Here is a 25,648-nt window from a genome sequence, read left to right on the forward strand (position 1 = left end):
TCCAAGAGCATATCGAGCCTCGGTGCCAAAGCCGCAAAAACTTTGGCGCGTCAAAGATGCGTTAGTTTGCGGTCGGCGCCACCGGATCGCCAGCGGTCCCGCGCCCGACGCTCGAATAGGCAAAGCCTGCGCGCGTCACTTCGTCCTCGCGGTATATGTTGCGCAAGTCCACCAGCACCGGCTGTTCCATTTTCGCCTTCAAACGCGACAGGTCGAGCGCGCGGAACGCGTTCCATTCGGTGACGATCACCACCGCCGACGCACCCTCGGCGACATCATAGGCACTCGCGCAATAGGTGATGTCGGGCATCACCGCCTTGGCCGCTTCCATGCCTTCCGGGTCGTAACCGCGCACGATTGCGCCCGCGTCCTGCAATGCCTGAACGATGGCGATAGCGGGCGAATCGCGCATATCGTCGGTATTGGGTTTGAAGGTGAGGCCGAGCACGCCGATCGTCTTGCCGCGCACGTCGCCGCCGACGGCTGTGATGACCTTGCGCGCCATCGCCCGCTTGCGCGTGTCGTTGACCGCGACCGTGGTCTCAATCAGGCGGATGGGCGCGCCATTGTCCTCGGCGGTCTTGACTAGCGCGAGGGTGTCCTTGGGAAAACAGGATCCGCCATAGCCGGGTCCGGCGTGCAGGAATTTCGACCCGATCCGGTTGTCGAGCCCAATGCCGCGCGAAACGTCCTGGACGTCGGCCCCGACCTTTTCGCACAGATCGGCGATCTCGTTGATGAAGGTGATCTTCATCGCGAGGAACGCGTTGGCGGCATATTTGATCAGCTCGCTGGTGCGACGGCGAGTAAACAAGAGCGGCGACTGGTTAAGGAATAGCGGACGGTACACTTCGGTCATCGGCCCGCGGGCGCGCTCGTCCTCGATGCCGATAACGATGCGGTCGGGGCGCTTGAAATCCTCGATCGCCGCGCCCTCGCGCAGGAATTCGGGGTTGGAGGCAACCGCAAAGTCCGCGTCCGGGTTGGACTCGGCGATAATCCGCTCGACCTCGTCGCCGGTGCCGACCGGCACGGTCGATTTGGTGACGATAACGGTGAAGCCTTTCAGCGCCGCGCCGATCTCACGCGCGGCGGCGTAGACATAGGACAGGTCGGCATGGCCATCGCCGCGCCGCGCCGGCGTGCCGACGCCGATGAACACCACTTCGGCTTCGCCCACCGGTCCGGCAAGCTCGGTCGTGAACGACAGCCGCCCCGCCGCGACATTGCGCGCGACCAGTTCGTCCAGCCCCGGCTCGTAAATCGGAATGCCGCCCGCGTTCAGCTTGTCGACTTTGGTCGCATCCTTGTCGACGCACACCACGTCATGTCCGAAATCGGCAAAGCACGCGCCCGATACCAGGCCCACATAGCCCGAGCCGATCATCACGATACGCATGGAGTCTCCTCGGGTGTCCGAATGTGCGGACCTTGTTTCACATCCGCTGTTCGTTATCCGCCCGACTGCGGTGCTGGCAAGCGAGCGACCCGTTGCAGACAAAATAAAACCGGCCGTAAAACGACCGGTTCACTGGCAGTAATTCGGGAAATGCGCCCGGGCATTAGACTGACGGCCCCTAAGACCGTGATGCCGTCCGCCCGGACGCTAAGGGATTACCAGGGACGAAGATCGTCGCCGTATTCCCGGAAAAGGAACGACATCATTATTTTTCTCCCAAGCGCGCTTTTTTGCGCAACGCCGTGTTTAATGGAATTTTAACTACGCCACAATCGTTTCGATAGCGGTGCGCCGTCCCATGGCGAAACGCGTCATGGTGAAGCTTAACCCTTCTTTCAGCGCCTAGCGGCTAGAGACGTCCAATGGTCGCGCGACGAGCAGCGGATTGCGGCGCGGAAGCGCGCGCTGAACGGGCCACGGCAGCCCCGCCTGGTTCTCTCGGCGCGCCTGCGTCCAATATCCGTGACAGGTCGGGCCAAGCCAGCCCGCCGAAAGCGAGACAGATAACGGGCTGCACGCTGCATGTCCCGCGGCGGGCGTGGAGCGCATCTATTTTCTGCGAAATCGCCAACTTTCAATTGTTCCGTCGACAATATGGTGTGGTGGACGCCGACGCAGTGCTCGCAATGGCTTGCGAGCAAGTGGTCGAGCGGATTGCCGGCGCACGCGTCGTAGTCGCGTCCCGATCGTCCCTCGAAATCATGTTCGAAGCGTCCGATTTCGATGCCTGCCTTGCTATCATGAAACGCGTCCGTGACGTCATCGGTGAGATTGGCTTCGCGATGCCGACCGCGCCGACGCTGGAAATCGTGATCGGCGGCGCGGCCGTGTCGGGCATCGATCATGACGAAGTCCGGCTTGTCGAAGCAGCTGAGGCAGCGCTCGAACTTGCCAGGGCAGAACGACGCGATATCCTCAGCAATGTCAGCGTCGACGGCGGCGGTATCGATGTGTTGATGCTGATGAGGGAGTTGCCATCGGCCATTCTTAGTGGCCAGATGACGCTTCATTATCAGCCAAAGGTCCATATCCGGCGCCAGGAAGTGGCGAGCGTGGAAGCGTTGGTGCGTTGGCAGCATCCCGAGCGCGGCCTGATTCTGCCAGGCGACTTCATCGCCATCGCCGAGCGTTCGGGTGCGATCGACGCCCTGACGCGGTGGACATTGCGCCAGGCGATCGCGGACCAGCGAATCCTCGCGAGCGACGGGCATATTATGACGGTATTCCTGAACATCTCAGGGATGCTGCTCGCGGATCGCGCCTTCATCGACGAAGCGTGCCGCCTGATCATCGGCAGCGGGGCAAAGATCGGGTTCGAGATTACCGAGACCGCGGTGATCCGCGAACCCGAAAAGGCGATCGCGCATCTGGAAATGCTCTCGCGTCTGGGTGTGCCGATTGCGATCGACGATTACGGAGCCGGATTGTCGAGCCTGGCCTATCTGAAAAAGTTGCCTGCGGGGGAATTGAAGATCGACAAGGGATTCGTGTTGCAACTGACCAGCAGCAACCGCGATCCGCTGATCGTACGATCGACCATCGATCTGGCGCATGCGCTCGACATGGAAGTGACGGCGGAAGGAGTCGAGACGCCCGCCGCACTTGCGCTGCTCAGCGTCATGGGCTGTGACATGGTCCAGGGTTATCTCTTGGGAAAACCCACTTCGCTTGACGTCTTTCGCAACTACCTTGCCGAGGAACGGCATCTCGGCGCGGTCGCAAATGGTCGTCCGACGTTCCACCGGCCCGAAGCCTTCTGGAAGCGCGCCTGAACTTTAGCGTCGGATTAACGCTTCGCATCTATGATCAAGGCGATGTCGTTCCGGCCAATCCTGACCTTGTTTGCGATCGCGCTTTTCGCCAGCACATTTGCGTCCGGCGCGAAAGCGCAGTCTGTCTCGTCCTACGATCAGGTGATCGAACGCGCCAATCGCGCGATGTTGACCGATCCGGCGACAGCCTTGTCGGCGGCTGAACACGCCGAACAGTTAGCCGGTCGCAATCCCGAGCATCGGGCGCGGGCGCTGTGGCTTCAATCCGAAGCGTCGCTGCGTATCGATAGGGCGCAACCCGCGCAGGCGCTGATCGAGCGGGCCTGGCGGCTAATCCGCGCCAAAGACGCTGCAGTCAGCCTCAAAGGCGATATCCTTCTTACGCGCGGAGGAATTTACGCCGAACTGGCTCAAGTCGGAAAGGCGCTGGAGGACTATCAACAAGCCTATCGTCTGTTCGTGTCGACAAGGGATCAGCGGAAACAGTCGATCGCGTTATCTACTCTCGCATCTCTTCACCGTCAGGGCGGGGACTTCGAAACAGCGCTGCGCTATTTCCAGCAAGCTGCAGAAGCATATCCTGGCGATGCAAACCTAGCGGTGGCGCTGGCGAATAACCGTGGAAACGTATTGATCGAACTGGGACGTCATGACGAAGCTGTGGCTGCGTTCAGGCGAGCACTCGCCGAAAGTGCCAAACTCAACAGCGAGTCCTGGACTGCGAGAATCTTGGCAAACCTTGCGCGCGCCCAGTTGCTTGCAGGTGATGTCGCAGACGCTCGTGTCGCGGTCGCTCGCGGGCGTGCTCTGATCCAAGGCGATCCCGATTCGTCGCGCGCGCTGGGAGAGCTCCAGGTGATTGCCTCGCTGGTGGCGCTTGAGCAAGCGGACGTCGGCACCGCCCAGCGCGAGATCGATGCGGCTTTTGCCGGAGTTGACCTCGCCACAACCACGCTTCAGGCGCGCGCCTCGCACCGTGCGGCATATATGGTTTATTCGCGCGCAGGACGGACGGAGCGCGCGCTTGCGCATCTCGAGGCGCTCCGTCGTCTTGACGAGCAGGCGACCCAGATCGCCACATCGACCCGCGCTGCACTTATGAGCGCGCGGTTCGATTTTGCCAATCAGGAACTGCGCATCGCCAACCTAAAGGCCGAGGAACTACGACGGAATATCGCGTTCGAACGGTCGCAGGCGCAATTTCAGCAGACGATCTTCATCGTGGCCGCGCTCGGCACGCTGCTGGTATTCGGGCTGCTTGCCTACAACCTGATCGCGACTCGCCGCAGCCGGAACGAAATCCAGGCCGCCCATGCCGAACTCGAAATTACCAATGTCCGGTTGGAAAAGGCGTTGGCCGCAAAAACCGAATTCCTGGCGACAACCAGCCACGAAATCCGCACCCCGCTCAACGGCATATTGGGGATGACCCAGGTGATGCTCGCCGACGGATCGGTCTCGGGCAAATTGAAGGACCGGATCGACATCGTCCATGGTGCCGGGCTGACGATGAAGGCGCTGGTCGACGACATCCTCGATGTCGCCAAGATGGAGACCGGGCATTTGTCGGTAACGCTGGAGCCAACCGATCTGCACGCGACGCTCGGCGAAGTGACGCGGATGTGGGAGGATCAGGCGCACGCGAAGGGGCTGGCGTTCATGCTCGATGCCAGCACCGCGCCGCGCTGGGTCGAAACCGACCCCGGCCGCTTGCGTCAGATCGCGTTCAACCTGCTCGCCAACGCGCTCAAATTCACCGAAAGCGGTGGCATCACCATGCGCGTCATGCAGCGCGGCGAGGGTGCCGACGCCCGATTGTTGATGGCCGTTCGTGACACCGGTATCGGCATCGCGGCGGATAAACAGGGCGATATTTTCGAATCGTTCAAACAGGTCGATTCAGGCACCACGCGCAAATATGGCGGTACCGGCCTGGGCCTCGCCATTTGCCGCAACCTGGCGCAGGCGCTGGGCGGCGATATCGGCGTGGAAAGCGTGGAAGGGGAGGGCGCGACTTTTACGCTCGACGTCCCGCTACGCCTTTCTGCCGCGCCCGACGGTATCGAACAGAATTCGGAAGGTGGCGTGCTGCTGATCTTCGACCGCAATCCGATCAATCGTTCGATGCTGCGCACATTGCTTGAGCCGCGCGCGGGCAACGTGCGGTTCGCCGCCAGTGTCGAGGACGCGGTGCGTGCCCTGCAATCGGGCGGGGTCAGCCATTTGCTGATCGACGACGCCAGCGTTCGTGGGGGAGAGGCCGATCCGATCGCGCTGATCGGCAAGGTGACGTCGGCTGCGGCAAGCGCCGGTGCGCGCAGCGCCATCTTGTGGAAAGCGCCAAGTGACGAGGATCGCTCGCGTTTGCGGGAAACCGCGCTCGACGTCGTCATACCCAAGCCGGTGGCGGGCGTCGCGATCGCCAACGCACTGTTCGGCGCAAACGGAAATCCGCCTCTTGTTTCGCAAGCGGCATAGCGCGATAGGCGAGGTGGGCGACCGCTTCGCAAGGTTCCGGCAAAGCTCTTTTGGAAGGCTTGGGCGTTGAATATCCTGTTCATCGAAGACGACCCGATGAACCGCCGCGTCGTCCGCGACATGCTCGACGTTGCGGGCGCGCAGATGACCGAGGCGGCAAGCGCCGAGGAGGGGCTGGCGCAGATCGACGCGAACGAATTCGACTTCGTGCTGGTCGATCTTCGGATGCCTGGGATGGACGGATTCGAGGCGATCGGCCGTATTCGCGCGCGCACCGACCTCAAAGCGGAAATCCCGATCGTGGTCGTCACGGCCGACGCCGCGGTCGACCTGAAGGAACGCTGCCTGAAATTGGGCGCGGACGAGGTGTTGTTCAAACCGGTCGCGATGGACCAGTTGTTCGACGCGATCGGGCGCATCCTGGCGCGCCGCGCAGGTGACGACGGCGTGATCGGCTGATCGCGGGGCACGCGATATCGAAGGCGGGGCGGACGCGGAATTGTCCCGTTCGGCCTTGAAATCCCGGTGACACGCTGTTAGGGCGCGACCAACGTCGTGGACCCTGTTCGCGCCGACCCCTATTCTATTGATTCGATCGTTCTACGAAAAAGACTGGAGCAGTACGGCTTTATGCAAATCATGGTTCGCGACAACAATGTCGACCAGGCGCTGCGGGCGCTCAAGAAGAAGCTGCAGCGTGAAGGCGTCTATCGCGAAATGAAGCTGCGCCGGCATTACGAAAAGCCGTCGGAAAAGCGTGCGCGTGAACGCGCCGCCGCGATCCGCCGTGCACGCAAGCTCGAGCGCAAGCGCGTCGAGCGCGACGGTGCGCGCTAAGTAAGATTGTCTGACCAGCGGGTGGTGCGCGGCATGGCCGCGGTCGCCTGCGGTCTTTCCCGACTCGGTTCGTACGGCGCGTCGTGCCGATGATGCCGAAGCGTTTCGGGATTCTTGCCCGGATCAGCCTACAGGATCGCCCATGTCCGTCACCGCCGTTCCGATTCCGCCGACCAAGCGATCGACCCTGACCTGGATCTGGGTCGGTGTGGTCGCAGCGTTGCTTGCGGCGCTGGCGCTCGCTTATTTCGGTACGCGTGGCCCGGTGGCGACCTCTGGCACCGAGGCGCAGTTCCTGGCGTATAACGCAGGGCAGTCTGGCGTGACGACGACGGGATCGGGCGTTCAGGTGCTTCAGATCGAAGCGGGTGAGGGCGGCGAGAAGCCGACCACCGAAGACGTCGTGCTGATCAACTATTCGGGCTCGCTTCGCGACGGCACGGTGTTCGATGCCTCGCAACAGCCGACGCCGATGCCGGTCTCGGGCGTAGTCCCGGGCTTTTCCGAAGGCCTGCAGGCGATGGAGAAGGGCGGCAAGTACCGCATCTGGATCCCGGCCGAGCAGGGCTATGGCGACGCCTCGCCCGATCCCGCGCGTATCCCCAATGGTTCGACGCTGATCTTTGACGTCGAACTGGTCGATTTCATCCCCGCTGCGGTGCTCCAGCAGCAGATGCAGATGCAGCAGATGCAACAGATGATGCAGGGCGGCGGCGCACCCGGTGCGCCGGGCGGCCCCGGCGGTCCGCCTCCGGGCGTCGCGCCGCAAGGGGAGTAATTGAAGTCCTCCCCCACCGGGAGAGGGGGACCATCCGCAGGATGGTGGAGGGGGTGCCGTAGGCGTTGCGCTGCGTGACATTCTCCCTCCGTCAGCGTTGCGCGCTGCCACCTCCCCATGTTGGGGAGGATTTCCCTTGAGCCGCACGCCATTCCGTCCCATATGCGCGACGTGCAGCCGGCAGCGGGGCGCGATCGATAGCGCGGAATAGAAAGGCCGGACTTGCGCGGGGATGCCCATTTTGAGGGCGCGACCGTTAGCGGAGTCCAACCATGTTCGACGGATTCGATCCGATCCTGCTCGCGCGAATCCAGTTCGCGTTCACCGTCAGCTTCCATTTCATCTTTCCCGCCTTTTCGATCGGGCTCGCCAGCTATCTCGCGGTGCTCGAGGCCTTGTGGCTTAAAACGGGAAAGCAGCTTTACCTCGACCTGTTCAAATATTGGGTGAAGATCTTTGCCGTGACGTTTGCGATGGGTGTCGTGTCGGGCATCGTCATGTCCTATCAGTTCGGCACAAACTGGGCGGTGTTCTCCGACAAGGCGGGGCCGATCATCGGGCCGTTGATGGCGTATGAAGTGCTCACCGCCTTTTTCCTCGAAGCCGGGTTCCTGGGCGTCATGCTGTTCGGAATGAACAAGGTGGGGAAGGGGCTGCACTTCGCCTCGACGCTCGCGGTCGCGGTCGGCACTTTCATCTCCGCTTTCTGGATCCTGTCGGTCAATAGCTGGATGCAGACGCCGCAGGGGTTCGAGATCAACGAAGTTGGCCAGTTCGTCCCCGGCGACAGCTGGTGGCCGATCGTCTTCAACCCCAGCTTTCCGTATCGCCTCACCCACACGCTGGTTGCAACCTATCTGACGACTGCGTTCATCGTCGGCGCGGTCGGCGCCTGGCATCTGCTAAAGGACAAGACCGACCGCCACGCACGCAAGATGTTTTCGATGGCGATGTGGATGGCGGCGATCGTCGCACCGGTTCAGATTTTCGTCGGGGACCTGCACGGGCTGAACACCCTCGAGCATCAGCCGCAAAAGGTGATGGCGATGGAGGGGCATTATGAAAGCCACCCCGACGGCGCACCGCTGATCCTGTTCGGCATCCCCAACTCAGCAGAGAAGCGCGTCGATTACGCCATCGAAATCCCGAAGGCATCGTCGCTGATCCTGAAGCATGATCTGAACGCACCGCTTGCAGGGTTGGACACGATTCCAGAGGAAGACCAGCCGCCGGTCGGCATCGTCTTCTGGTCGTTCCGCGTGATGGTCGGGATCGGCTTTCTGATGCTCGGGCTGGGTGCATGGAGCCTGTATGCGCGCTTCCGCGGCAAATTCTACGATTGGCGACTGTTCCACCGCGCGGCGCTCGTCATGGGGCCGTCGGGGCTAATCGCGGTGCTGGCGGGGTGGATCACGACCGAGGTCGGTCGACAGCCCTTCACCATCTATGGCTTGCTCCGCACGGTCGATAGCGCCTCGCCGCTTGCTGCGCCTGCCGTGGGCGCATCGCTGATTGCGTTCGTGGTCGTCTATTTCGCGGTGTTCGGTTTCGGCACCTGGTACATTCTCAAACTCATGGCCAAGGGCGCGCATTCGGGCGAGACCGACATCGCCGACAATGCGCCGATCCGCACGGCGGGGATCACGCCCGGCCCTGCGCAGAACACGGAGGGTCAGCCATGACCGGCGTGGATTTCGATCTCGCCACCGTATGGGCATTCATCATCGCATTCGCGGTCTTCGCCTATGTCGTCATGGACGGGTTCGATCTGGGCATCGGCATCCTGTTTCCGGTGTTCGAGGTCGGGCCGGAACGCGACAAGGCGATGAATTCGATCGCGCCGGTATGGGACGGGAACGAGACCTGGCTGGTGATGGGCGGCGGCGGGCTCTTCGCGGCATTTCCGCTGGCGTACGGCGTGGTGATGACCGCGCTCTATCCGCCGATCATCGCGATGCTGCTCGGGCTCGTCTTTCGCGGTGTCGCGTTCGAGGCGCGCTGGCGTGATCCGCGTCACCGGCGGTGGTGGGACGTGGCGTTCACCGGCGGGTCGATCGTCGCGGCCTTTTCGCAAGGGGTGATCCTGGGCGCGCTGCTCCAGGGGGTAACGATCGAGGGGCGCGCCTATGCCGGCGGATGGCTCGACTGGCTCAGCCCGTTCAGCCTGCTCACTGGGATCAGCGTCGTGTGCGGTTATGCGCTGTTGGGCGCGACCTGGCTGATCTGGAAAACCGATGGGGGAACGCAGAACCATGCGTTTCGGCTAGCGGGCCGCTTCGGCATCGCGACGTTGATCGCGATCGGCGCGGTCAGCTTGGCGACGCTCAACCTGGAATATGCGTACCGCGAGAAATGGCTCGGCTACCCCGCGATCCTGCTGACCGCGCAAGTGCCGATGCTGACCGCGATCATCGCTTTTGCCTTTTACCGGTCGATCAAGAAACGGCGCGATGCGCGGCCGTTCTTTCTGGCGCTGGCGCTGTTCCTGATGAGCTTCATCGGACTGGGGATCAGCATGTACCCCTATATCGTTCCCGCCAGCCTGACGATCTGGGACGCGGCCGCGCCCGCGTCTAGCCAATGGTTCATGCTGGTGGGTGCCGCGATCATGATCCCGATCATCCTGGCCTACACCGCCTTTTCCTACTGGGTATTTCGCGGAAAAGTCGCCGAGGACGGATATCATTGATGGGTGAGGGCGAAAATGTCGGACCGTGGTGGAAACGCATCGCATGGCTGGTCGCGATGTGGGCGATGAGCCTGGCGGTGCTCGGCACCGTGGCGATGATTATTCGGTTCTGGCTCAAGGGCTGACGGCTAGTCCTGCCGGCAGCGCTCATCGAGCGGGCTCGCTAAAAACGGCGAACAACGAAAAACGGCGGCCGATTGCTCGACCGCCGTTCTCTAACTCGAATTTCGAAATCGAAATTACGGGCTGGTCGGCTCGTCATCGCCATCGGCGATGATGATGATGCCGGCGATCACTGCTGCTGCAGCAAGAACGCCAACGATCGCGCCACCCGCGAGTTCGTTCGATTCGTCAGCCGACGACGCCGCACGGACGTTCGACGACTGGGCAACCGACAGCTTCGACGCAGTCGAAGCCGAAGCGGCCACCGGCATCGCAACCAGCGAAGCCGCCGCCGCAGCGGTAAGGAACTTGGCCAAGCGCATAGTACACTCCCTTTTTCTTCATCTCGTATCTTCGCACCCGAAAGCGCTAGTACACAAGCCAATTGCGCATCGCAACAATCATCGCGATGCGCGATCCCGTTTTCGCCAAAGTGTTGCTGCGATGCGACATATGCCCACCACACAACCATTTGGACCCAATTGGGGGCGCCCGACAATATTCGGCCGCCACCCGGTCCCTAGGGGAAATCGGACATAAGCTCAACCGGTTCGTGGTACAAATCGTTCCAAGCGAGCCGATTAAACGTCGGTTTGCAAAATCCAGCGTTCGGCATTCTCCAACCCCAACGCGGTCAGCGGTCCCCCGGCATAAGCCCCGGTATCGATGCCGATCCGATTGCGACCATAGGAAACCGTGTCGAAGATCGTGTGTCCATGAATGATGACGCCATCGATCCCGTACTCGTCGACTTCAAGAAACTCCTCGCGAATCCAACGCAGATCGGACGTTTTTTGATCGTCGAGCGCCACATCGGGTCGGATTCCGGCATGGACGAACACATAATCGCCGATCCGGATGATCTGCTCGAAAGAATCGATGAACGTCAAATGCGCTGGCGGAACCCGCTGTTGCGCGAGTGCCAACAGATCAGCGTAATCGGCGTCGCGATATTCCGCTTCGCTGATCCCGTAGCTTTTGAGCGTTGCGTCACCGCCGATGCGGATGAAGAAGCGCAAGGTCCGCAAATCGCCCGACAGCGCGCGGACGAAGACTTCTTCGTGATTGCCGCTCAGAAATCGGCAGTTGCCGCGCGTTTGCTGGAGGTCGATCAGCCGCTGGACGACCTGAGCCGATTTCGGGCCGCGATCGACGAGATCACCCAAAAAGACCAGCAGGGCAGGCGCACCGCCCCTCGCCTGGTCGTCGGCATCGATCCTGGCCAGCAAATCGGCGAGTTGATCGTCACACCCATGGATATCGCCGATGGCATAGACACGCTGGCCGTCGGGAATGGCTGCCGGATTGGCGCGGAGGCGAAGTCCGCGCGAAAAGAGACGTTTGAACATAATCTTGAGAGCTTTGGGGTGGGCGGCCTATATAAGGACGATCCTGATGAAACAAGTTATCCGAAAATTCCGATTGACCAGCCCGCTTTGTCGCGGCGCCATGGCAGCCGTCCTGATCTCTCTGTGCGCGACGCCGACGCGCGCGCAGGATGGGGACGCCGCCGCGGTATTCGAACGCGTCCGCGCGATCGACATGCGGATGGCGTCGATCGGCTTTCGCCTCGCCACGGCCAACGCGAAGTTGTGCCGCGACCTTGAGCCTGGAACGGGGGTTCAACTACACACGATCGATCAATATCCGTCGATCGACCGATCCATCCTGACGCGGCAATTCGGGTTCGACACCCGGATCGCGATCGCGGGGGTGGTCGAGGGTAGCCCGGCGGCCGAAGCGGGCGTGATCGCGAACGAATCGATTGCGTCTATCGGTGCCTACCGCACGCCGGCGATTGCCGAAGCGAAGGAACCGACCGAACTGGTCAATCGCATGTACGACCAAGTCGCTGCATTCGACCCGACCGCGCCGCTGGACTTTCGTCTTGTAGCCGATGGTCGATCGCGTGTCGTGACGGTACGACCCGTTGCTGCGTGCCGGTCGCGCTTCGAAGTCGATTTCGCGAACGGCTTCGGGGCCGAGGCCGATGGTCGGCTGGTCAAGATACGCGCGGCGTTCTTCGACACCTATCCCGACGATCGGGTCGCGGTCGTCATCGCGCATGAGCTGGCGCATAACGTCCTGGACCACCGAAAGCGGTTGAATGCGGTCGGTGTGGATCGCGGATTGCTGGCCGGATTCGGGCGCAACGTCCGCTATTTCCGCCAGACCGAGGTGGAAGCGGATATCCTGGCGGTCCATCTGCTTGCCAATGCCGGGTATGATCCGGCGCTCGCGGGCCAATTCTGGCGCGATTACGGCCCGAAATACGCGTCCAGCCTGTTCAACAGCCGCACCCACCCGGCATGGCGCGACCGCGCCGCGCGCAGCGACGCGGAGGCCGCGAGGATCGCGCAGGGGCAGGGCGGTGCGCTTGCTTCGGCATTCGTGCTCAGGCGCGACCAGCGGCTCGACGGCGACTGGCAGTCGCTGATCGCGGTGCCGACGGCGGGAACAGGCGGATAGCCCGACACGCGGCTGCATCGTTTGCGACCTTGCCCGCCAGCGCCTAGACGTCTGCCAACAGGGAGAAAATCATGTCGTTCAAACCGCTTCGCAAGGCCGTGTTTCCCGTGGGCGGGCTGGGCACGCGTTTCCTTCCCGCGACCAAGGCGATGCCCAAGGAAATGCTGCCAGTCGTCGATCGCCCGCTGATCCAATATGCGGTCGAAGAGGCGATGGAGGCCGGGATCGAGCAGATGATCTTCGTCACCGGGCGCGGGAAATCGGCGATCGAGGATCATTTCGACATCGCGTTCGAGCTTGAATCGACGATGACCGGGCGCGGCAAGTCGCTCGATATTCTCGACGCGACGCGCCTACAACCCGGCCAGATCGCCTATGTCCGCCAGCAGGAGCCGTTGGGGCTGGGTCATGCGGTGTGGTGCGCGCGCCATATCGTCGGCGACGAGCCGTTCGCGGTGCTGCTGGCCGACGACTTCATGCTGGGCACACCTGGATGCCTGAAACAGATGGTTCAGGCCTATAATCAGGTCGGCGGCAATTTGATCTGCGCGCAGGAAGTCGACGACGACCAGACCGACAAATATGGCGTGATCACGCCGGGCGCTCGTGATGGCGCGCTGACCGAGGTACGCGGGTTGGTCGAAAAGCCGAAAGCAGGCACTGCCCCCTCCAATCTGGCGGTCATCGGTCGCTATGTGCTCCAACCCGAAGTGATGCGCGTGCTGGAGACGCAGGAAGCGGGTGCGGGCGGCGAGATCCAGCTAACCGACGCGATGGCGCGGATGATCGGCGACCAGCCGTTCCACGGCGTGACGTTTGATGGCGTCCGCTATGACTGCGGCGACAAGGCGGGGTTCCTGCAAGCGAACCTGGCGGTCGCGGTCGAGCGTGAGGATATCGGCCCGGCGGTGCGTGCCTTTGCGCGCGAGATCGGGGCGTGCAGCTAGGCTGCGTTATAGCCGCGATACCAATCGACGAACGCGGCGATGCCGTCGTCCAGCGATGTCGGTGTGCGCTTGCCGGTCAGCGCTTCCAGCAAGCCGATATCGGCATAGGTCTGCTGCATGTCGCCGGGCTGCATCGGTAGCAGGTTGCGCACTGCCGGTCGCCCGATCGCGCGTTCCAGCGAATCGATGAAATCGCCCAGCTTCACCGGATTGCCGCCGCCGATATTGACCTTGCGGAACGGCGCAACGGGCGAAAGGCTGTCACCCGGGACCGCATCCGTCCCCGGAACGGCGTCGATCAGCGCAATGATCGCCGCGACAAGGTCGTCGATATAGGTGAAGTCGCGGACCATATCGCCGTGATTATACACGTCGATCGGCTGGCCGCTCAGGATCGCGCGGGCGAATTTGATCGGAGCCATGTCGGGTCTGCCCCACGGGCCATAGACGGTGAAGAAGCGAAAGAAGGTCGCCGGGATGCCGAACAAGTGGCTGTAGCTGTGCCCGATCAGTTCGGTCGCGCCCTTGGTCGCGGCATAGAGGCTGACGGGGTTTTGCGTTTTCTGGCTCTCTGCAAACGGCATGTCGGTGTTCGCACCGTAAACCGAGCTGGTCGAGGCGGCCAGAAGATGGTCGAGCGGGTTGTGGCGCGCGAGTTCGAGCAGGTTGAACGTGCCGGTAATGTTGGCGTCGATATAGCTCTGCGGATGGTCGATCGAATAGCGGACCCCGGCTTGCGCCGCGAGATGGATGACGACCTGAGGCCGGAAATCTCTCCATGCCGTGCCGAAGCTTTCGGCATCGGCGATGGACGTCCGCGCGAGCGTGAAGCCTGGATGGTTTTCTAACTGCGCATTGCGCGCTTCCTTCAGCCGCGGGTCGTAATAGGGCGTGAAATCGTCGATGCCGAGCACCTGCTCGCCTTGTTCGAGCAGCGCGCGCGCGACGTGAAAGCCGATGAAACCCGCCGATCCGGTCACGAGAATGCGGCGATTGGCCAGATCGGTCATTGATGGTCCCTTGAACCTGCGGGCGGACGCTGCCCGATTGCGATGCGCGCCCTATAGCGCGCGAAATCCGGACAGAAGGTAAAGTGCGACGGATGCTGTCGGCTTCGCGGTCATGCGACCACCAGTCGATCGTCGTCCAACGTCGCGAGCACACCCACCAGTCCGCCCGGTTCCACGCCGTCATAAAGGCGCTCGGGAATGAGCGCCGCCGCCGAAAGCCCTGTCTGGCAAACCATGAGGACGACGCCGACATCGTGCGCCGCAGCGATCAGGTCGGGGATCGTAGGCAGGCCGCGATCGATAAGCGTTGTTTGATCGAGGTCGGGCCGGTCGATCAGCAGCGACGCCGCCTCTTCCTGACAGAATAACCGAACGCGCCCGCCCAGCGCCGCTTGCGCACATGCCAGCGACAGCGCCGCGCGGAACCGCACGCGGTCGTCGGTGGGGACCAGGATGGTCAGGCCGCGCATCTGCACTCCGGGTCTTTGGGCAGGGCAAGGGTGCGGAAGCGCCAATCGAGCGTGTCGGCAATCAAAAGCTTGCCCGCCGGATCGGTGCCGAACGGAACGATGGCGCGGATCGCCTCCAGCGCGGCCAAGCTGCCGATCATGCCGGTGAGCGCGCCCATCACGCCCGTTTCCGCGCAACTCGCCTCCGCGCGATCGGGGGCGTCCCCGACCAGGCAACGATAGCAGGGCTTGTCCGCCTCCCAGCCGCGGAACACGCCGATTTGTCCTTCGAATTGCCCGACGGCGGCGGAGACCAGCGGGATATGCAGTTTGAGCGCCGCGTCCGCGACCGCCAGCCGGGTCGTGAAATTATCGCACCCGTCGAGAACCACGTCCGCACCGTCCAGCAGCGCAGTGGCATTGGCTGCGCCGATCCGGGTTTCGACCGGCATTACGTTCACATGCGGATTGAGGCGGTATAATGCGCGAGCGGCAGCATCGACTTTCGGGGCGCCCACATCGCCATCGCCGAACAATGTCTGCCGCTGGAGGTTCGACAGATCGACCCGATCGTCGTCGATCACGGTCAGCCGTCCGACGCCCGCTGCGGACAGATATTGCAGCGCGGGCGATCCGATCCCGCCTGCGCCGATCACCACGATATGCGCCGATTTCAGCCGCGCCTGTCCGCTGCCGCCGATTTCCCTGAGCACGATATGGCGGGCATAGCGCTCCAGCTCGTCATCGGTCAGTTCGGTCACGCTGGCCAGTCGAACGTCACGCTCGCGCGATACCAGCCGCTGCCGTCGCCCGCGCGGGCGAGCAGATTGTTGCGCGCGAAGCTCGATACCATGCCGGCGGCATATTGTTCGACCGTCGGGCAATCGATCGCGCGCGGGATCGATGCGCGCACGGTGCTTTCCGGCGAGATCAGCACGGCGACATCGACGCGCAAGCTGTGGCGACCGTTCACCGCGCGCGGCATGGGACATTTGCCGCGGGTCAACTCGCCTGCCACCCAGCGGCTCATCGCCGGAGAAATGGGCGGGGGCGTGCGATAGGGAAGGGGCGCCATTGCTTCCCAAACGATGGGAAAGGTCAGGCGCGGGGGGGCGACCGGCACGATCGCCTGCGGCTGAACCTGTGGCGGGGTCTGCGCGCCGAGTAGCGTCAGGGCGATCAGCAAACTCATCGTCCGGTCGATCCGAAACCGCCGCTCCCGCGCACCGTCGCATCGAGATCGTCGACCAGGTCGAGCGTCGCGTGCTGGACGGGGGCGGGCACGAGCTGGGCGATACGCTCGCCGCGCCTCACCTCGAACGGCTCGCTACCCAGATTGGCGAGGATCACCTTCACTTCGCCGCGATAATCCGAATCGATCGTGCCGGGCGTGTTGAGGCAGGTGATGCCGTGTTTGAGCGCGAGGCCGGAACGCGGGCGGACCTGCACTTCGAATCCGCCCGGAATCGCCATCGAAAATCCGGTCGCAACCGCATGACGTGCACCCGGAGCGAGCGTCACATCCTCTGCTGCGACAACATCCATGCCCGCGGCACCTTCGGTGGCATAGGCAGGGGGGGGCAGGCCGTCACCATGCGGCAGGCGTTTGAGCGCGATGCGGATGGGGGCGAGGGTCATCGGCGATCGGCTCGCTGGTGAAGTGGCAGGCTGGCGGCGAGTTTGCTCGTCGCCTCCAGCACTTGCGTGTCGAGCAGGATGTCGTCGGCCTTGCCCGGCAACACGCGGAAATCGGTGGCGATGCCACGCAGTGCCAAAGCTTCGGCATATTCGCGCGAGAATTTGGGCAACGCTCTTGGATCGTCGCTGCCCACCAGGATCACGGCCTTCAGCGACGCGCGAACCCCGCCTGCGGTCTGCAATGGATCGAGGCTGCGGACCGGTGCTTCCCAGGGCGATGCGCGGTCGCGGCGTTCCATGTGCGCGCGCCATTCGGGCAAGGTACACGGGCATGACACCAGCACCATCGCATCGAGCAGATTGGGGCGCAGTCCGGCGATATTGGCGGCGATGGCGGCTCCACCATTGTCGCCGACCAGCACGGTGCGCGCGCCCGGATATCTGACCCGCGCCGCATCGATTGCGGTCGCGATTTCGCCGAGATGCTCGAGGGTATAGGTGTCACCGGTGCTCGTCCCGCGGTCGCCGGGCGACTGACGGCCCGACGCGTCGGCATAGCCGGGGCGCAGGATCGCAACGGCGGCGGAATTGGGGATGGCTGCGGCCGCCGCTTTTGCAAAGGCGTCCTGCGCGCCCAGCCGCGCCGAATCCTGGTCCGCGTGCAGCACCACGACCAAAGTGCGGACGTCGCGCGCGCGCGTTTCGCCATAGAAATTGCTCACCAGCGGACTGACCGGCAGCGCCGCACGCGGTGCTTCCATCCCGGTGTTCGAACAGCCCGCAACCAGCAGCAACGCGGGCGCGAGCATCAGCGCATTACAGCGCATCGGCAATCCTTTCGGCGAGGCGGCTCGCCACCATTTCCTTTGGCATCCGGTCCCAATGATCCACCCCATTTGCGGTGACAATATGGACGGTGTTGGCATCGCCGCCCATCACGTCGCCAGACACGTCGTTGGCGACGATCCAGTCGGCCCCTTTTTTGAGGCGCTTGGCGGTGGCGTGATCGACGACATGCTCGGTTTCGGCTGCGAAGCCGACGATCAGGCGCGGGCGGTCTTCGCGCGCGACAAGACCAGCGAGGATGTCGGGGTTTTCGATCAGCGACAGGCCGGGTGCCGCGTCGCCCGATTTCTTGATCTTCTGCGATGCCGGATCGACGCGCCAGTCGGCGACGGCAGCGACCATGACGGCGGCATCGGCGGGCAGCGCGGCGTCTACCGCTTCGGCCATTTGCTGCGCGGTCTCGATGTCGATGCGGTCCACCCCGGCGGGGGTGGCGACGGCGACGGGGCCGGTGATCAGCGTCACGCGCGCGCCGAGTTCAGCAAGCGCGCCTGCAATGGCGAAGCCCTGACGGCCCGACGAGCGGTTGGCGATGTAGCGTACCGGGTCGATCGGCTCGTGCGTCGGCCCCGCGGTGACGATGATGTGTTTGCCGGTGAGCCGTTCCTCCCCCGCCGGGTGAGGGGGACCATCCAAAGGATGGTAGAGGGGTGTTTGCCCCAAGAGACCTACCCCTCCGTCATCGCTGCGCGATGCCACCTCCCCGTGCAGGGGAGAAGTTAGGTGCCGTTCGATCGCCGCGAAGATCGCTTCGGGTTCGGGCAAGCGGCCCGGTCCGTATTCGCCGCAGGCCATCGGACCTTCGTCCGGCTCCAACACCGTCACGCCATCGCTCCGCAACTGCGCGACGTTGCGCGCCGTCGCCGCGTGCCCCCACATCCGCACATTCATCGCAGGCGCGGCCAGCACCGGCTTGTCGGTCGCGAGCAGCAGCGTGGTCGCCAGATCATCGGCAATGCCCGCCGCCATCTTTGCCATCAAATCGGCAGTCGCGGGCGCAACGACGACCAGATCGGCTTCGCGGCTGAGCTGGATATGGCCCATCTCGGCCTCGTCCTTCAGATCCCACAGGCTGGTATGGACGGGATTTTCACTGAGCGCCGCCAGCGTCATCGGCGTCACGAACTGCGCGCCGCCATTGGTCAGCACGCAGCGCACGCCAATCCCGGCCTTTCGCAGGAGCCGGATCAGCTCGCAGGCCTTGTAGGCGGCGATCCCCCCGCCGACGATGAGTAGCACGCGCTTCATCGCGAAATCCTCTGCACCCGCACGCGCCGCCTGTCGAGTAGAGCCGCCGCCAGATCACGCACCGCGTCGGGTGCAAAGGCCAGACCGACGAGCAGTATGGGTGACACCAGCAATGCCATATCGACACCGGTCGGCTCGGCGAAGACTGCGATCGTCAGCGCATAGCCGGTGATCGTCGCAAGCACGCGTACCCCGCTCGGGTCCGCCCAGGATGCCCAGCCGACCAGCGCCAACGCGATGAGGATCGCGGATAGCGGCAAAGGCAGGAGTTGCAGCACGGTGGTCTGCGCGATGCTTTGGAGAAACAGGGCATAACCGCCGCCGTGCGGCGCGAACGCGACCGGCTGCGTCGCGCTTGCCAAGTCCGCGACCGCGCCGCCATGCGCGACGAACAATGCGATCGCGATGCCCGCCACGGCTGCCCAGCCAATGCCTTCGCGCCGCTCACCCTCGACCAACGCGAACACGCCCATCACCGCGACGTAGAACAATGCCGCGACGGAGAATGCGCAGGCCATCAGCGCGATCGCCGCGGCCTCGATCCAGCGCCCGGTACGCCACAAGCCCAGCGACAGCGCGATCAGCAACCCGGCCCAAAGGCTGTTCAGCGTGCCGAGCAACGGATCGATCGCCACCACCAGTCCGCCCGCAAGCAGCACGCCGATCGCCGCCATCGCCGCGATCCTCGCAAAGATCTTGCGCAGGCGCAGGAACCAGGTCGCAAATACCGCCAATACCAACAACGCCTGAAACACGAAGGCCATCAGCGGCGACAGCGCGCCGAGCAATGTCGCGAGGGCGGGGAGCGGGACATCGCCCCATGACTGGATTGCCGCCGGATCGACGCGGAACACGCTTTCGGCAACCGAATAATAATCGCCGCCTGCGCGTACGCCTTCGATCAGGCCGCGGCGCATCGCGGCTTCGCCGAACAGCGCGTCGGGTGCGACCGCGACCCCACGCCACAAGGCGACCAGCCCGCCAAGCATCAGCAGCAAGAGTAAGCCGATCGCGGCCACTGCGCGCGGCTTTGTGGCACCGGCAAAGCGGCTGGGAAGGGCGGTCCAGACCGGTGGCCGCGTGCGCGTCATATCAGATGAGCAGCAACGTCGCCGCGACGCCGGTGCCTGCCGCCAGTAGCGCGACCGCGACATAGCGCCAGCCGCCGCCGACGCGGATCACCTCGATCTCGCGCAGTGGCGGGGCGGGGGGCGCGCCGCCCGGCGTCGGATAGGCGAGCTCGATGTTGCGGATGAGCTGGGGCAGGCGCGCGAGCGTTCGGAAATCCTCGATCAGCCGGTCGGCGACGAAGGCTTCCGGGCCAAGCTCGGTCCGAATCCATTCGCTGACGAAGGGGGCGGCGGTTTCCCACAGATTGACGTCGGGATCGAGCGCGGTCGCGACGCCCTCGACCATCACCATCGTCTTTTGCAGCAGCAGCAGATGCGGCTGGGTCTGCATGTCGAAATCGCGGGTGATGTTGAACAGGCTGTCGAGCATCATGCCGATCGACATGTCCTTGACCGCCAGCCCGCGCATCGGTTCGCCCACCGCACGCAATGCCGTCGCGAACTCCGCGACATTATGGTGCGCGGGGACATAACCCGCCTCGAAATGAATCTCGGCGACACGCTTATAGTTGCCGGTGATCAGGCCGTAGAGAATTTCGGCCAGCCACACCCGCGCACGGCGGTCGATGCGTCCCATGATGCCGAAATCGATCGCGACGATCCGCCCGTCAGCCAGCGCGAACAGATTTCCCTGATGCATGTCGGCATGGAAGAACCCTTCGGCGATTGCCTGGCGAAGGAAAGCGCGCACAAGTTTCTGCGCGAGCGCGGGCAGATCATGGCCTGCCGCGATCAGCGCCTGACGGTCGCTCAATTTGATCCCGTCGACCCATTCGAGCGTCAGGATTTTGCCCGTGGTCCGTGCCCAATCGATCTGGGGGACGAGGAAATCGGGCTCGGCCTTCATCCCCTCGGCAAGCTCGGACGCCGATGCACCCTCGCGCCGCAGGTCGAGCTCGCGCGCGGTCCAGCGTTTGAAAGTTTCGATGACCAGCCGAGGGCGCAACCGGCGCGCTTCGCCGCCCATCCCCTCGACTTGCGCGGCCGCCCATTCATAGGTTTCGATGGCGCGCGCGAATTCGGCCTCGACACCGGGACGCAGAACCTTGACCGCGACCTTGCGCCCGTCGGTGGTGATCGCGGCATGGACCTGCGCGATCGAGGCAGCGCCGATCGGCACCTCGTCGATCGAGGCGAACAGGTCGCTGAGCGGGCGTTCGAAGCTGCGCTCCATCGCGTCGCGAATGACCGAAAAGGGCAAAGGCGGCAGCGCGTCCTGAAGGCGGAGCAGGTCGTGGGCGGCGACTTCGCCGACGATGTCGGGGCGGGTGGCGAGGGTCTGGCCGAGCTTGATCGCAGCCGGGCCGATCGCCTGGAAGGCGTCGGCATAGCGCGGCTGTTTCGGCACCCGCGCGCCAAGGCGTGCGATGCGGGCGAGGCGGCGCACAGGCGCAGGCGTGTTGGGATCGCGTTCGATTCCACTCAGCGCGCCATGCCGCGCGAGCGTACGGCCCCATTTCAGGAGCCGCCAGAGGTGCGTGACCGTGGTGGTCACAACAATAATCCTCCCCCGGCGGGGGAGGGGGACCGCCCGCAGGGCGGTGGAGGGGTAAGCGCCACACAAACGTCGCCGCGCGAGGGGCGATTACCCCTCCACCATACTCCGCATGGTCCCCCTCCCCTTCCAGGGGAGGATCGCCCGGTTTCTGCCATCAAATCTTCCAGCCGCTATGGATCGCGACCAGCCCGCCCAGCATCGGCTCGATGCGTGTCTGCACGAACCCCGCCTCTGCGATCATCGCCTCGAAGGTCGGCATGTCGGGAAAGCGACGGATCGATTCGATCAGATAGCGATAGCTGTCCTCGTCGTTCGCGATCAGCTTGCCCAGCTTGGGCACGACATGGTGCGAATAGGCGTCGTACACATCCGAGAAGCCAGGCCAGACGGTGGTCGAGAATTCCAGGCAATAGAAACGCCCGCCGCGCCGCAAGACCCGGTGCGCCTCGCGCAGCGCCGCCGGAATGTCGGTCACGTTACGGATGCCGAACGCGATCGTATAGGCGTCGAAGAACCGGTCGGGGAATTGCAGCGTTTCGGCATTCGCCTCGGTCCAGACCAGTCCGTCGATCCCGCGGCTCGCGGCGCGTTCCATGCCCGATGCCAGCATTTCCGGGTTGATGTCGGCGACGGTGATCTGCGCACCGCTGTCCACCATCCGAAACGCGATGTCGCCGGTGCCGCCCGCCATGTCGAGGATCGCCTCGCCCTTTTTGGGCTTCACGTGCCGCACGAAGCGGTCTTTCCACAGCCGGTGCATCCCCGCGGACATGGCGTCGTTCATGCGGTCGTAGCTGGCGGCGACGTTGGAGAAGACCGCGCCGACGCGGGCGGTCTTGTCGGTGGCGGGAATGTCTTCGTAGCCGAAGGAAACGGTGTCGGTCATGCGGCTCGCTCTAACGGGACGGCGCGTCCGACGCAAAGCTTTGCGTGTGGCGGCATTCGCCCCGATATAGAGCACCGATATGCCCGAACTTCCCGAAGTCGAAACCACCGTCCGCGGCCTGCGGCCCGTCCTCGAAGGACAGCGGATCGCGCTGGTGATTCTCAACCGTGCCGATCTGCGCCGTGCGATGCCGGTCGACCTTGGCCAGCGGCTGACGGGGGCGACCGTTACCGGGCTGGGGCGGCGGGCCAAATACGGGCTGATCGATACCGATCGCGGCGACACGATGATCTTTCATTTGGGCATGTCGGGTCGCTGGCGAGTCGATCCGTCCGAACCGCTGGCGCACGATCATTTGGTATTGGAGACGGGGGCGGGGCGGACATTGGCGCTCAACGATCCGAGGCGCTTCGGATCGGTCGATCTGTGGCCGACGGATGCAATCGACGACTGGCCCCCATTTGCTGCATTGGGACCGGAGCCGCTGGGACCGGATTTCACCGCCAACCATCTGGCGCGCGCCTTCAAAGGAAGGATCGCGTCGATTAAGTCGATGCTGCTCGACCAGCGCGTCGTTGCGGGGCTCGGCAATATCTATGTGTGCGAAGCGCTCAACATGGCGGGGATTGCCCCGCAGCGCGCAGCGGGACGGGTTGCGGCGAAGCGGTTGGGGCCTTTGGTCGATGCGATTCGCGCGGTGCTGACCTCCGCCATCGAAGCGGGTGGATCGACTCTGCGCGATTATGCGCGGCCCGACGGCGAACTGGGTTATTTCTCTAAGCAATGGCGCGTTTATGGGCGCGAGGGGGAGGCTTGTCCGTGCGGCGGGGTGGTCGAGCGACGAATCGATGGCGGGCGATCGACCTTCTGGTGTCAGAACTGCCAGCGATAACTATGCATTCTTGCTATCGTCACCCCGGCCGCAGTGCCGGGGTCCGCCAAGCCGCTTGCTTGGCGATATCATTATCACCGAAACTCGAGCTGCATGGTGGACCCCGGCACTGCGGCCGGGGTGACGTTCACTTGTGGCACCGAACGAACCGAGCCCTGGCGCTTGCATTCATCCTGAGCGCGGTTTGGTGGGGCAAACGAGTTGACCCGAATCGCATCCTTCGCTAAGCGCACCCCCTTTCCGGGTGTCGGCATGGCCGCAGCGCCCCCATCTGCAACGAACGGGATTCGAAGACACTATGGCGAACACGCCGCAAGCCAAGAAGCGCATCCGTCGCAACGATCGCCGCGCGGAAATCAACGGGGCGCGCGTGAGCCGCATCCGGACCCAGGTGAAGAAGGTCGAAGCGGCGCTCGCATCGGGCGACAAGGACGCAGCGGCGCTCGCGCTGATCGCGGTCCAGCCCGAACTCGCACGCGGCGTCGCCAAGGGCGTGATACACAAGAACACCGCATCGCGAAAGTTCTCGCGCCTCAACAAGGCGGTGACCGCGCTCGCCTGAACCACGCATTCGACCATGGTCGAAGCTTGAACGCCCGCTCGGCATGTCCTGGCGGGCGTTTTTGCGTGTCCGCAAAAGCCGTGCCGAATCATGGTGCTAATCAGGTGTAAGGATTCCTGACGAGTCGGTGCGCTTGGCGGCGCTGAATATTCCACAAGCCATTGAATAATAACGATAAACGCAATTATTCGACGCGTTTCCGCGGGTGGATCGGTGTCAATCCCGATTATTTCAGATTCTTTGCAGTCCGCACCCTTGATCGAATCTCCAAGACCTTCCTACACAGTCCCTCCGGACATGCTTTTCGAGTCCGGGATTTCGAGAACATCGCGCTGACAGGTGGAACCGGGTTCCGGCTGCGGGATGATTTGTGTCTGGCGTAAGGCCGAGGGCGGGGGCTCGCTCGGCAGTCACGGGTTTAGGGATGGGGGCGTGAACGAGTGACGGTGTCGGCTGGCCAGATGAAAACGGATCGAATCGGCGAAGCTTGGACCCGTGTGCGCGCCAATCTGCGCGCCTCGGCCGGCCAGCGTCTGTTCGACCAGTGGCTAAAGCCGATGACGCTGATCGAGGATGCGGACGAAGGTACCGAGCGCGTCCGCCTCGCGCTGCCCTCTGCATTCATGACCAACTGGGTCAAGAATCACTATTCCGACCGGCTGCTGCTCGAATTCCGCAATTTCCTCCCCGAAGTCCGCTCGGTCACGGTCGAGACGCAAAAGGCGAGCGCACCGCGCAAGTTGGCGACGGATGCCGTGCCCGATGCCGCGACCGCCGCACCCACCGCGCCGCGCCTCGCTTCGATCGTGCCGCTGCCGTCCAAGGCCAATATCGAGCGCCCCGTTTTCGATGAACGCTTCGGCTTCGATCGGTTCGTCACCGCGCCATCGAATCAGGTCGCGTTCAATGCCGCCATGGCGATGGCCGAACCCGGCGCGCCGCGGTTCACGCCGCTGTTCATCCATTCGGCGACGGGGCAGGGCAAGACGCATCTGATGCACGCGATCGGCCGCGCGTTTCTGGAAGCCGACCCGAACGCCTCGGCGATCTACATGCCCGCCGAACGCTTCATGTTCGAATTCGTACAAGCGATGCGCGCGCGCGATACCTTTGCGTTCAAGGCTCGGTTGCGCGGCGTCGACCTGTTGATGATCGACGACCTGCAATTCATCGCGGGCAAGGATTCCACGCAGGAAGAATTCTTCCACACGGTCAACGAGTTCATGAACGCAGGCAAGCGGCTGGTCATCGCCGCCGATCGCTGCCCCCAGGCGCTGGACGGGGTCGAGCCGCGCCTGGTGGGACGGTTGAGCGCAGGGCTGGTCGCGGATATCCGCGCGCCCGAACCCGAATTGCGCCGCGCGATCCTCAACGCCAAGCTCGCCGAGATGGACGCGAAGGTGCCCGCCGACGTGCTCGACATGCTGGCGAGCCGCATCACCTCGAGCGTCCGCGAGCTGGAAGGCGCGCTCAACCGCCTCGTCGCCTATGCCCAGTTGATCGGTGAGACGGTGACGGTCGAGTTCGCCGAACAGACACTGGGCGAGCTGCTGCGCGGCAGCCAGCGGCGCGTGACGATCGACGAAATCCAGCGCGCGGTCTCCAGCCATTTCGACGTCAAGCAGATCGATCTGATTTCCGAACGCCGCGCCGTCGCCATCGCCCGGCCGCGCCAGATCGCGATGTATCTGGCCAAACGCCTGACCACGCGTTCGCTTCCCGAAATCGGCCGCAAGTTCGGCAATCGCGATCATTCGACCGTAATCCACGCGGTGCGGCGGATCGAGGATCTGCGGACCAAGGACGGCGATATCGATGCCGCGGTACGCACGCTGACGCGGCAGTTGGAAGCGTAAACCAGCTCACACGCCAAGCAATGCCGTCATCCCAGCGAAGGC

The 25,648-nt window shown here is 63.7% G+C and carries 26 protein-coding genes; 13 read left to right on the top strand and 13 right to left on the bottom strand.

Features of this window, described 5'->3' with window-relative positions; all coding sequences use genetic code 11:
• Positions 1 to 61: 61 nt before the first annotated feature.
• Complete coding sequence (locus tag ENHY17A_RS10190; RefSeq protein WP_159712423.1) at positions 62 to 1,399, bottom strand: UDP-glucose dehydrogenase family protein; 1,338 nt, start codon at positions 1,397 to 1,399, stop codon at positions 62 to 64.
• A gap of 800 nt (positions 1,400 to 2,199) precedes the next feature.
• Between ENHY17A_RS10190 and ENHY17A_RS10195 the strand changes: the two genes are divergently transcribed.
• From ENHY17A_RS10195 to ENHY17A_RS10230, 8 genes are all read left to right on the top strand, one after another.
• Positions 2,200 to 3,231, top strand: coding sequence for an EAL domain-containing protein (locus tag ENHY17A_RS10195; RefSeq protein WP_236547865.1), 1,032 nt, complete (start codon positions 2,200 to 2,202; stop codon positions 3,229 to 3,231).
• Between the two features lie 42 nt (positions 3,232 to 3,273).
• On the top strand, positions 3,274 to 5,709 hold the full coding sequence (locus tag ENHY17A_RS10200) for an ATP-binding protein (RefSeq protein ID WP_236547867.1): 2,436 nt from the start codon (positions 3,274 to 3,276) through the stop codon (positions 5,707 to 5,709).
• 66 nt (positions 5,710 to 5,775) lie between these two features.
• A complete protein-coding gene (locus tag ENHY17A_RS10205; RefSeq protein WP_159712427.1) occupies positions 5,776 to 6,168 on the top strand; it encodes a response regulator in 393 nt (130 codons plus the stop codon).
• 171 nt (positions 6,169 to 6,339) lie between these two features.
• On the top strand, positions 6,340 to 6,546 hold the full coding sequence (gene rpsU, locus ENHY17A_RS10210) for a 30S ribosomal protein S21 (protein WP_159714463.1): 207 nt from the start codon (positions 6,340 to 6,342) through the stop codon (positions 6,544 to 6,546).
• 142 nt (positions 6,547 to 6,688) lie between these two features.
• The gene (locus ENHY17A_RS10215; protein ID WP_159712429.1) at positions 6,689 to 7,324 is read left to right on the top strand and encodes an FKBP-type peptidyl-prolyl cis-trans isomerase; all 636 of its coding nucleotides are present in this window, start codon (positions 6,689 to 6,691) and stop codon (positions 7,322 to 7,324) included.
• A gap of 272 nt (positions 7,325 to 7,596) precedes the next feature.
• Positions 7,597 to 9,006, top strand: a complete 1,410-nt coding sequence (locus ENHY17A_RS10220; protein WP_159712431.1) for a cytochrome ubiquinol oxidase subunit I — start codon at positions 7,597 to 7,599, stop codon at positions 9,004 to 9,006.
• Complete coding sequence (gene cydB, locus ENHY17A_RS10225; protein ID WP_159712433.1) at positions 9,003 to 10,013, top strand: cytochrome d ubiquinol oxidase subunit II; 1,011 nt, start codon at positions 9,003 to 9,005, stop codon at positions 10,011 to 10,013. Before ENHY17A_RS10220 ends, cydB begins: the two co-directional genes overlap by 4 nt.
• The gene (locus ENHY17A_RS10230; RefSeq protein ID WP_159712435.1) at positions 10,013 to 10,138 is read left to right on the top strand and encodes a DUF2474 family protein; all 126 of its coding nucleotides are present in this window, start codon (positions 10,013 to 10,015) and stop codon (positions 10,136 to 10,138) included. Before cydB ends, ENHY17A_RS10230 begins: the two co-directional genes overlap by 1 nt.
• A 114-nt stretch (positions 10,139 to 10,252) precedes the next feature.
• Here the strand turns inward: ENHY17A_RS10230 and ENHY17A_RS10235 are convergent, their stop codons facing one another.
• Positions 10,253 to 10,498 (bottom strand): hypothetical protein, encoded by a 246-nt coding sequence (locus ENHY17A_RS10235; protein WP_159712437.1) that lies wholly within the window; start codon positions 10,496 to 10,498, stop codon positions 10,253 to 10,255.
• A 258-nt stretch (positions 10,499 to 10,756) separates the two neighbouring features.
• Positions 10,757 to 11,524: a metallophosphoesterase family protein gene (locus ENHY17A_RS10240; protein ID WP_159712439.1), complete on the bottom strand. Its 768-nt coding sequence runs from the start codon at positions 11,522 to 11,524 to the stop codon at positions 10,757 to 10,759.
• Between the two features lie 100 nt (positions 11,525 to 11,624).
• On the opposite strand from ENHY17A_RS10240, the gene ENHY17A_RS10245 reads away from it, so the two are divergent.
• Together ENHY17A_RS10245 and galU are read left to right on the top strand one after the other, a co-directional pair.
• Positions 11,625 to 12,644, top strand: coding sequence for a M48 family metallopeptidase (locus tag ENHY17A_RS10245; protein ID WP_236547868.1), 1,020 nt, complete (start codon positions 11,625 to 11,627; stop codon positions 12,642 to 12,644).
• Between the two features lie 71 nt (positions 12,645 to 12,715).
• Complete coding sequence (galU, locus tag ENHY17A_RS10250; protein ID WP_159712443.1) at positions 12,716 to 13,591, top strand: UTP--glucose-1-phosphate uridylyltransferase GalU; 876 nt, start codon at positions 12,716 to 12,718, stop codon at positions 13,589 to 13,591.
• Here the strand turns inward: galU and ENHY17A_RS10255 are convergent.
• From ENHY17A_RS10255 to ENHY17A_RS10300, 10 genes are all read right to left on the bottom strand, one after another.
• Entirely contained in the window at positions 13,588 to 14,601 is a 1,014-nt protein-coding gene (locus ENHY17A_RS10255; protein ID WP_201296383.1) for an NAD-dependent epimerase/dehydratase family protein, read from the bottom strand. The genes galU and ENHY17A_RS10255 overlap by 4 nt on opposite strands.
• Before the next feature lie 110 nt (positions 14,602 to 14,711).
• Positions 14,712 to 15,071: a DsrE family protein gene (locus ENHY17A_RS10260; RefSeq protein ID WP_159712445.1), complete on the bottom strand. Its 360-nt coding sequence runs from the start codon at positions 15,069 to 15,071 to the stop codon at positions 14,712 to 14,714.
• Complete coding sequence (locus ENHY17A_RS10265; protein WP_443018311.1) at positions 15,059 to 15,802, bottom strand: HesA/MoeB/ThiF family protein; 744 nt, start codon at positions 15,800 to 15,802, stop codon at positions 15,059 to 15,061. Before ENHY17A_RS10265 ends, ENHY17A_RS10260 begins: the two co-directional genes overlap by 13 nt.
• 5 nt (positions 15,803 to 15,807) lie before the next feature.
• Positions 15,808 to 16,242 carry a hypothetical protein gene (locus ENHY17A_RS10270; RefSeq protein ID WP_236547870.1) on the bottom strand — a complete coding sequence of 145 codons (435 nt, stop codon included), beginning with the start codon at positions 16,240 to 16,242 and terminating at the stop codon, positions 15,808 to 15,810.
• A complete protein-coding gene (gene dut, locus ENHY17A_RS10275; protein WP_159712449.1) occupies positions 16,239 to 16,688 on the bottom strand; it encodes a dUTP diphosphatase in 450 nt (149 codons plus the stop codon). Before dut ends, ENHY17A_RS10270 begins: the two co-directional genes overlap by 4 nt.
• Positions 16,685 to 17,515, bottom strand: coding sequence for an alpha/beta hydrolase family protein (locus tag ENHY17A_RS10280; RefSeq protein ID WP_236547872.1), 831 nt, complete (start codon positions 17,513 to 17,515; stop codon positions 16,685 to 16,687). Before ENHY17A_RS10280 ends, dut begins: the two co-directional genes overlap by 4 nt.
• Positions 17,505 to 18,782, bottom strand: a complete 1,278-nt coding sequence (locus ENHY17A_RS10285) for a bifunctional phosphopantothenoylcysteine decarboxylase/phosphopantothenate synthase (protein WP_159712451.1) — start codon at positions 18,780 to 18,782, stop codon at positions 17,505 to 17,507. Before ENHY17A_RS10285 ends, ENHY17A_RS10280 begins: the two co-directional genes overlap by 11 nt.
• The gene (locus tag ENHY17A_RS10290) at positions 18,779 to 19,873 is read right to left on the bottom strand and encodes a hypothetical protein (RefSeq protein WP_159712453.1); all 1,095 of its coding nucleotides are present in this window, start codon (positions 19,871 to 19,873) and stop codon (positions 18,779 to 18,781) included. The genes ENHY17A_RS10285 and ENHY17A_RS10290 overlap by 4 nt, the downstream gene beginning before the upstream one ends.
• A gap of 1 nt (position 19,874) precedes the next feature.
• The gene (ubiB, locus tag ENHY17A_RS10295) at positions 19,875 to 21,407 is read right to left on the bottom strand and encodes a 2-polyprenylphenol 6-hydroxylase (RefSeq protein ID WP_159712455.1); all 1,533 of its coding nucleotides are present in this window, start codon (positions 21,405 to 21,407) and stop codon (positions 19,875 to 19,877) included.
• Between the two features lie 157 nt (positions 21,408 to 21,564).
• Positions 21,565 to 22,296: a class I SAM-dependent methyltransferase gene (locus tag ENHY17A_RS10300; RefSeq protein WP_159712457.1), complete on the bottom strand. Its 732-nt coding sequence runs from the start codon at positions 22,294 to 22,296 to the stop codon at positions 21,565 to 21,567.
• 79 nt (positions 22,297 to 22,375) lie between these two features.
• On the opposite strand from ENHY17A_RS10300, the gene mutM reads away from it, so the two are divergent.
• The 3 genes from mutM to dnaA all read left to right on the top strand — a co-directional run bounded on the left by mutM (position 22,376) and on the right by dnaA (position 25,606).
• On the top strand, positions 22,376 to 23,188 hold the full coding sequence (mutM, locus tag ENHY17A_RS10305) for a bifunctional DNA-formamidopyrimidine glycosylase/DNA-(apurinic or apyrimidinic site) lyase (RefSeq protein WP_159712458.1): 813 nt from the start codon (positions 22,376 to 22,378) through the stop codon (positions 23,186 to 23,188).
• Positions 23,189 to 23,486: 298 nt separating this feature from the next.
• Positions 23,487 to 23,750 (top strand): 30S ribosomal protein S20, encoded by a 264-nt coding sequence (rpsT, locus tag ENHY17A_RS10310; RefSeq protein WP_159712459.1) that lies wholly within the window; start codon positions 23,487 to 23,489, stop codon positions 23,748 to 23,750.
• A gap of 461 nt (positions 23,751 to 24,211) precedes the next feature.
• A complete protein-coding gene (dnaA, locus tag ENHY17A_RS10315; RefSeq protein ID WP_159712460.1) occupies positions 24,212 to 25,606 on the top strand; it encodes a chromosomal replication initiator protein DnaA in 1,395 nt (464 codons plus the stop codon).
• The last annotated feature ends 42 nt before the right edge of the window (positions 25,607 to 25,648 follow it).

This window comes from Sphingomonas sp. AX6, assembly GCF_902506605.1.
In the GTDB taxonomy this organism is placed as follows: domain Bacteria; phylum Pseudomonadota; class Alphaproteobacteria; order Sphingomonadales; family Sphingomonadaceae; genus Sphingomonas.

What these genes read in the sequence shown, in the direction of transcription:
- ENHY17A_RS10190 (WP_159712423.1), bottom strand. Translation starts at nt 1,399, where the DNA reads ATGCGTATCGTGATGATCGGCTCGGGCTATGTGGGCCTGGTATCGGGC.
- ENHY17A_RS10195 (WP_236547865.1), top strand. Translation starts at nt 2,200, where the DNA reads ATGAAACGCGTCCGTGACGTCATCGGTGAGATTGGCTTCGCGATGCCG.
- ENHY17A_RS10200 (WP_236547867.1), top strand. Translation starts at nt 3,274, where the DNA reads ATGTCGTTCCGGCCAATCCTGACCTTGTTTGCGATCGCGCTTTTCGCC.
- rpsU (WP_159714463.1), top strand. Translation starts at nt 6,340, where the DNA reads ATGCAAATCATGGTTCGCGACAACAATGTCGACCAGGCGCTGCGGGCG.
- ENHY17A_RS10215 (WP_159712429.1), top strand. Translation starts at nt 6,689, where the DNA reads ATGTCCGTCACCGCCGTTCCGATTCCGCCGACCAAGCGATCGACCCTG.
- ENHY17A_RS10220 (WP_159712431.1), top strand. Translation starts at nt 7,597, where the DNA reads ATGTTCGACGGATTCGATCCGATCCTGCTCGCGCGAATCCAGTTCGCG.
- cydB (WP_159712433.1), top strand. Translation starts at nt 9,003, where the DNA reads ATGACCGGCGTGGATTTCGATCTCGCCACCGTATGGGCATTCATCATC.
- ENHY17A_RS10230 (WP_159712435.1), top strand. Translation starts at nt 10,013, where the DNA reads ATGGGTGAGGGCGAAAATGTCGGACCGTGGTGGAAACGCATCGCATGG.
- ENHY17A_RS10235 (WP_159712437.1), bottom strand. Translation starts at nt 10,498, where the DNA reads ATGCGCTTGGCCAAGTTCCTTACCGCTGCGGCGGCGGCTTCGCTGGTT.
- ENHY17A_RS10240 (WP_159712439.1), bottom strand. Translation starts at nt 11,524, where the DNA reads ATGTTCAAACGTCTCTTTTCGCGCGGACTTCGCCTCCGCGCCAATCCG.
- ENHY17A_RS10245 (WP_236547868.1), top strand. Translation starts at nt 11,625, where the DNA reads ATGGCAGCCGTCCTGATCTCTCTGTGCGCGACGCCGACGCGCGCGCAG.
- galU (WP_159712443.1), top strand. Translation starts at nt 12,716, where the DNA reads ATGTCGTTCAAACCGCTTCGCAAGGCCGTGTTTCCCGTGGGCGGGCTG.
- ENHY17A_RS10255 (WP_201296383.1), bottom strand. Translation starts at nt 14,601, where the DNA reads ATGACCGATCTGGCCAATCGCCGCATTCTCGTGACCGGATCGGCGGGT.
- ENHY17A_RS10260 (WP_159712445.1), bottom strand. Translation starts at nt 15,071, where the DNA reads ATGCGCGGCCTGACCATCCTGGTCCCCACCGACGACCGCGTGCGGTTC.
- ENHY17A_RS10270 (WP_236547870.1), bottom strand. Translation starts at nt 16,242, where the DNA reads ATGAGTTTGCTGATCGCCCTGACGCTACTCGGCGCGCAGACCCCGCCA.
- dut (WP_159712449.1), bottom strand. Translation starts at nt 16,688, where the DNA reads ATGACCCTCGCCCCCATCCGCATCGCGCTCAAACGCCTGCCGCATGGT.
- ENHY17A_RS10280 (WP_236547872.1), bottom strand. Translation starts at nt 17,515, where the DNA reads ATGCGCTGTAATGCGCTGATGCTCGCGCCCGCGTTGCTGCTGGTTGCG.
- ENHY17A_RS10285 (WP_159712451.1), bottom strand. Translation starts at nt 18,782, where the DNA reads ATGAAGCGCGTGCTACTCATCGTCGGCGGGGGGATCGCCGCCTACAAG.
- ENHY17A_RS10290 (WP_159712453.1), bottom strand. Translation starts at nt 19,873, where the DNA reads ATGACGCGCACGCGGCCACCGGTCTGGACCGCCCTTCCCAGCCGCTTT.
- ENHY17A_RS10300 (WP_159712457.1), bottom strand. Translation starts at nt 22,296, where the DNA reads ATGACCGACACCGTTTCCTTCGGCTACGAAGACATTCCCGCCACCGAC.
- mutM (WP_159712458.1), top strand. Translation starts at nt 22,376, where the DNA reads ATGCCCGAACTTCCCGAAGTCGAAACCACCGTCCGCGGCCTGCGGCCC.
- rpsT (WP_159712459.1), top strand. Translation starts at nt 23,487, where the DNA reads ATGGCGAACACGCCGCAAGCCAAGAAGCGCATCCGTCGCAACGATCGC.
- dnaA (WP_159712460.1), top strand. Translation starts at nt 24,212, where the DNA reads ATGAAAACGGATCGAATCGGCGAAGCTTGGACCCGTGTGCGCGCCAAT.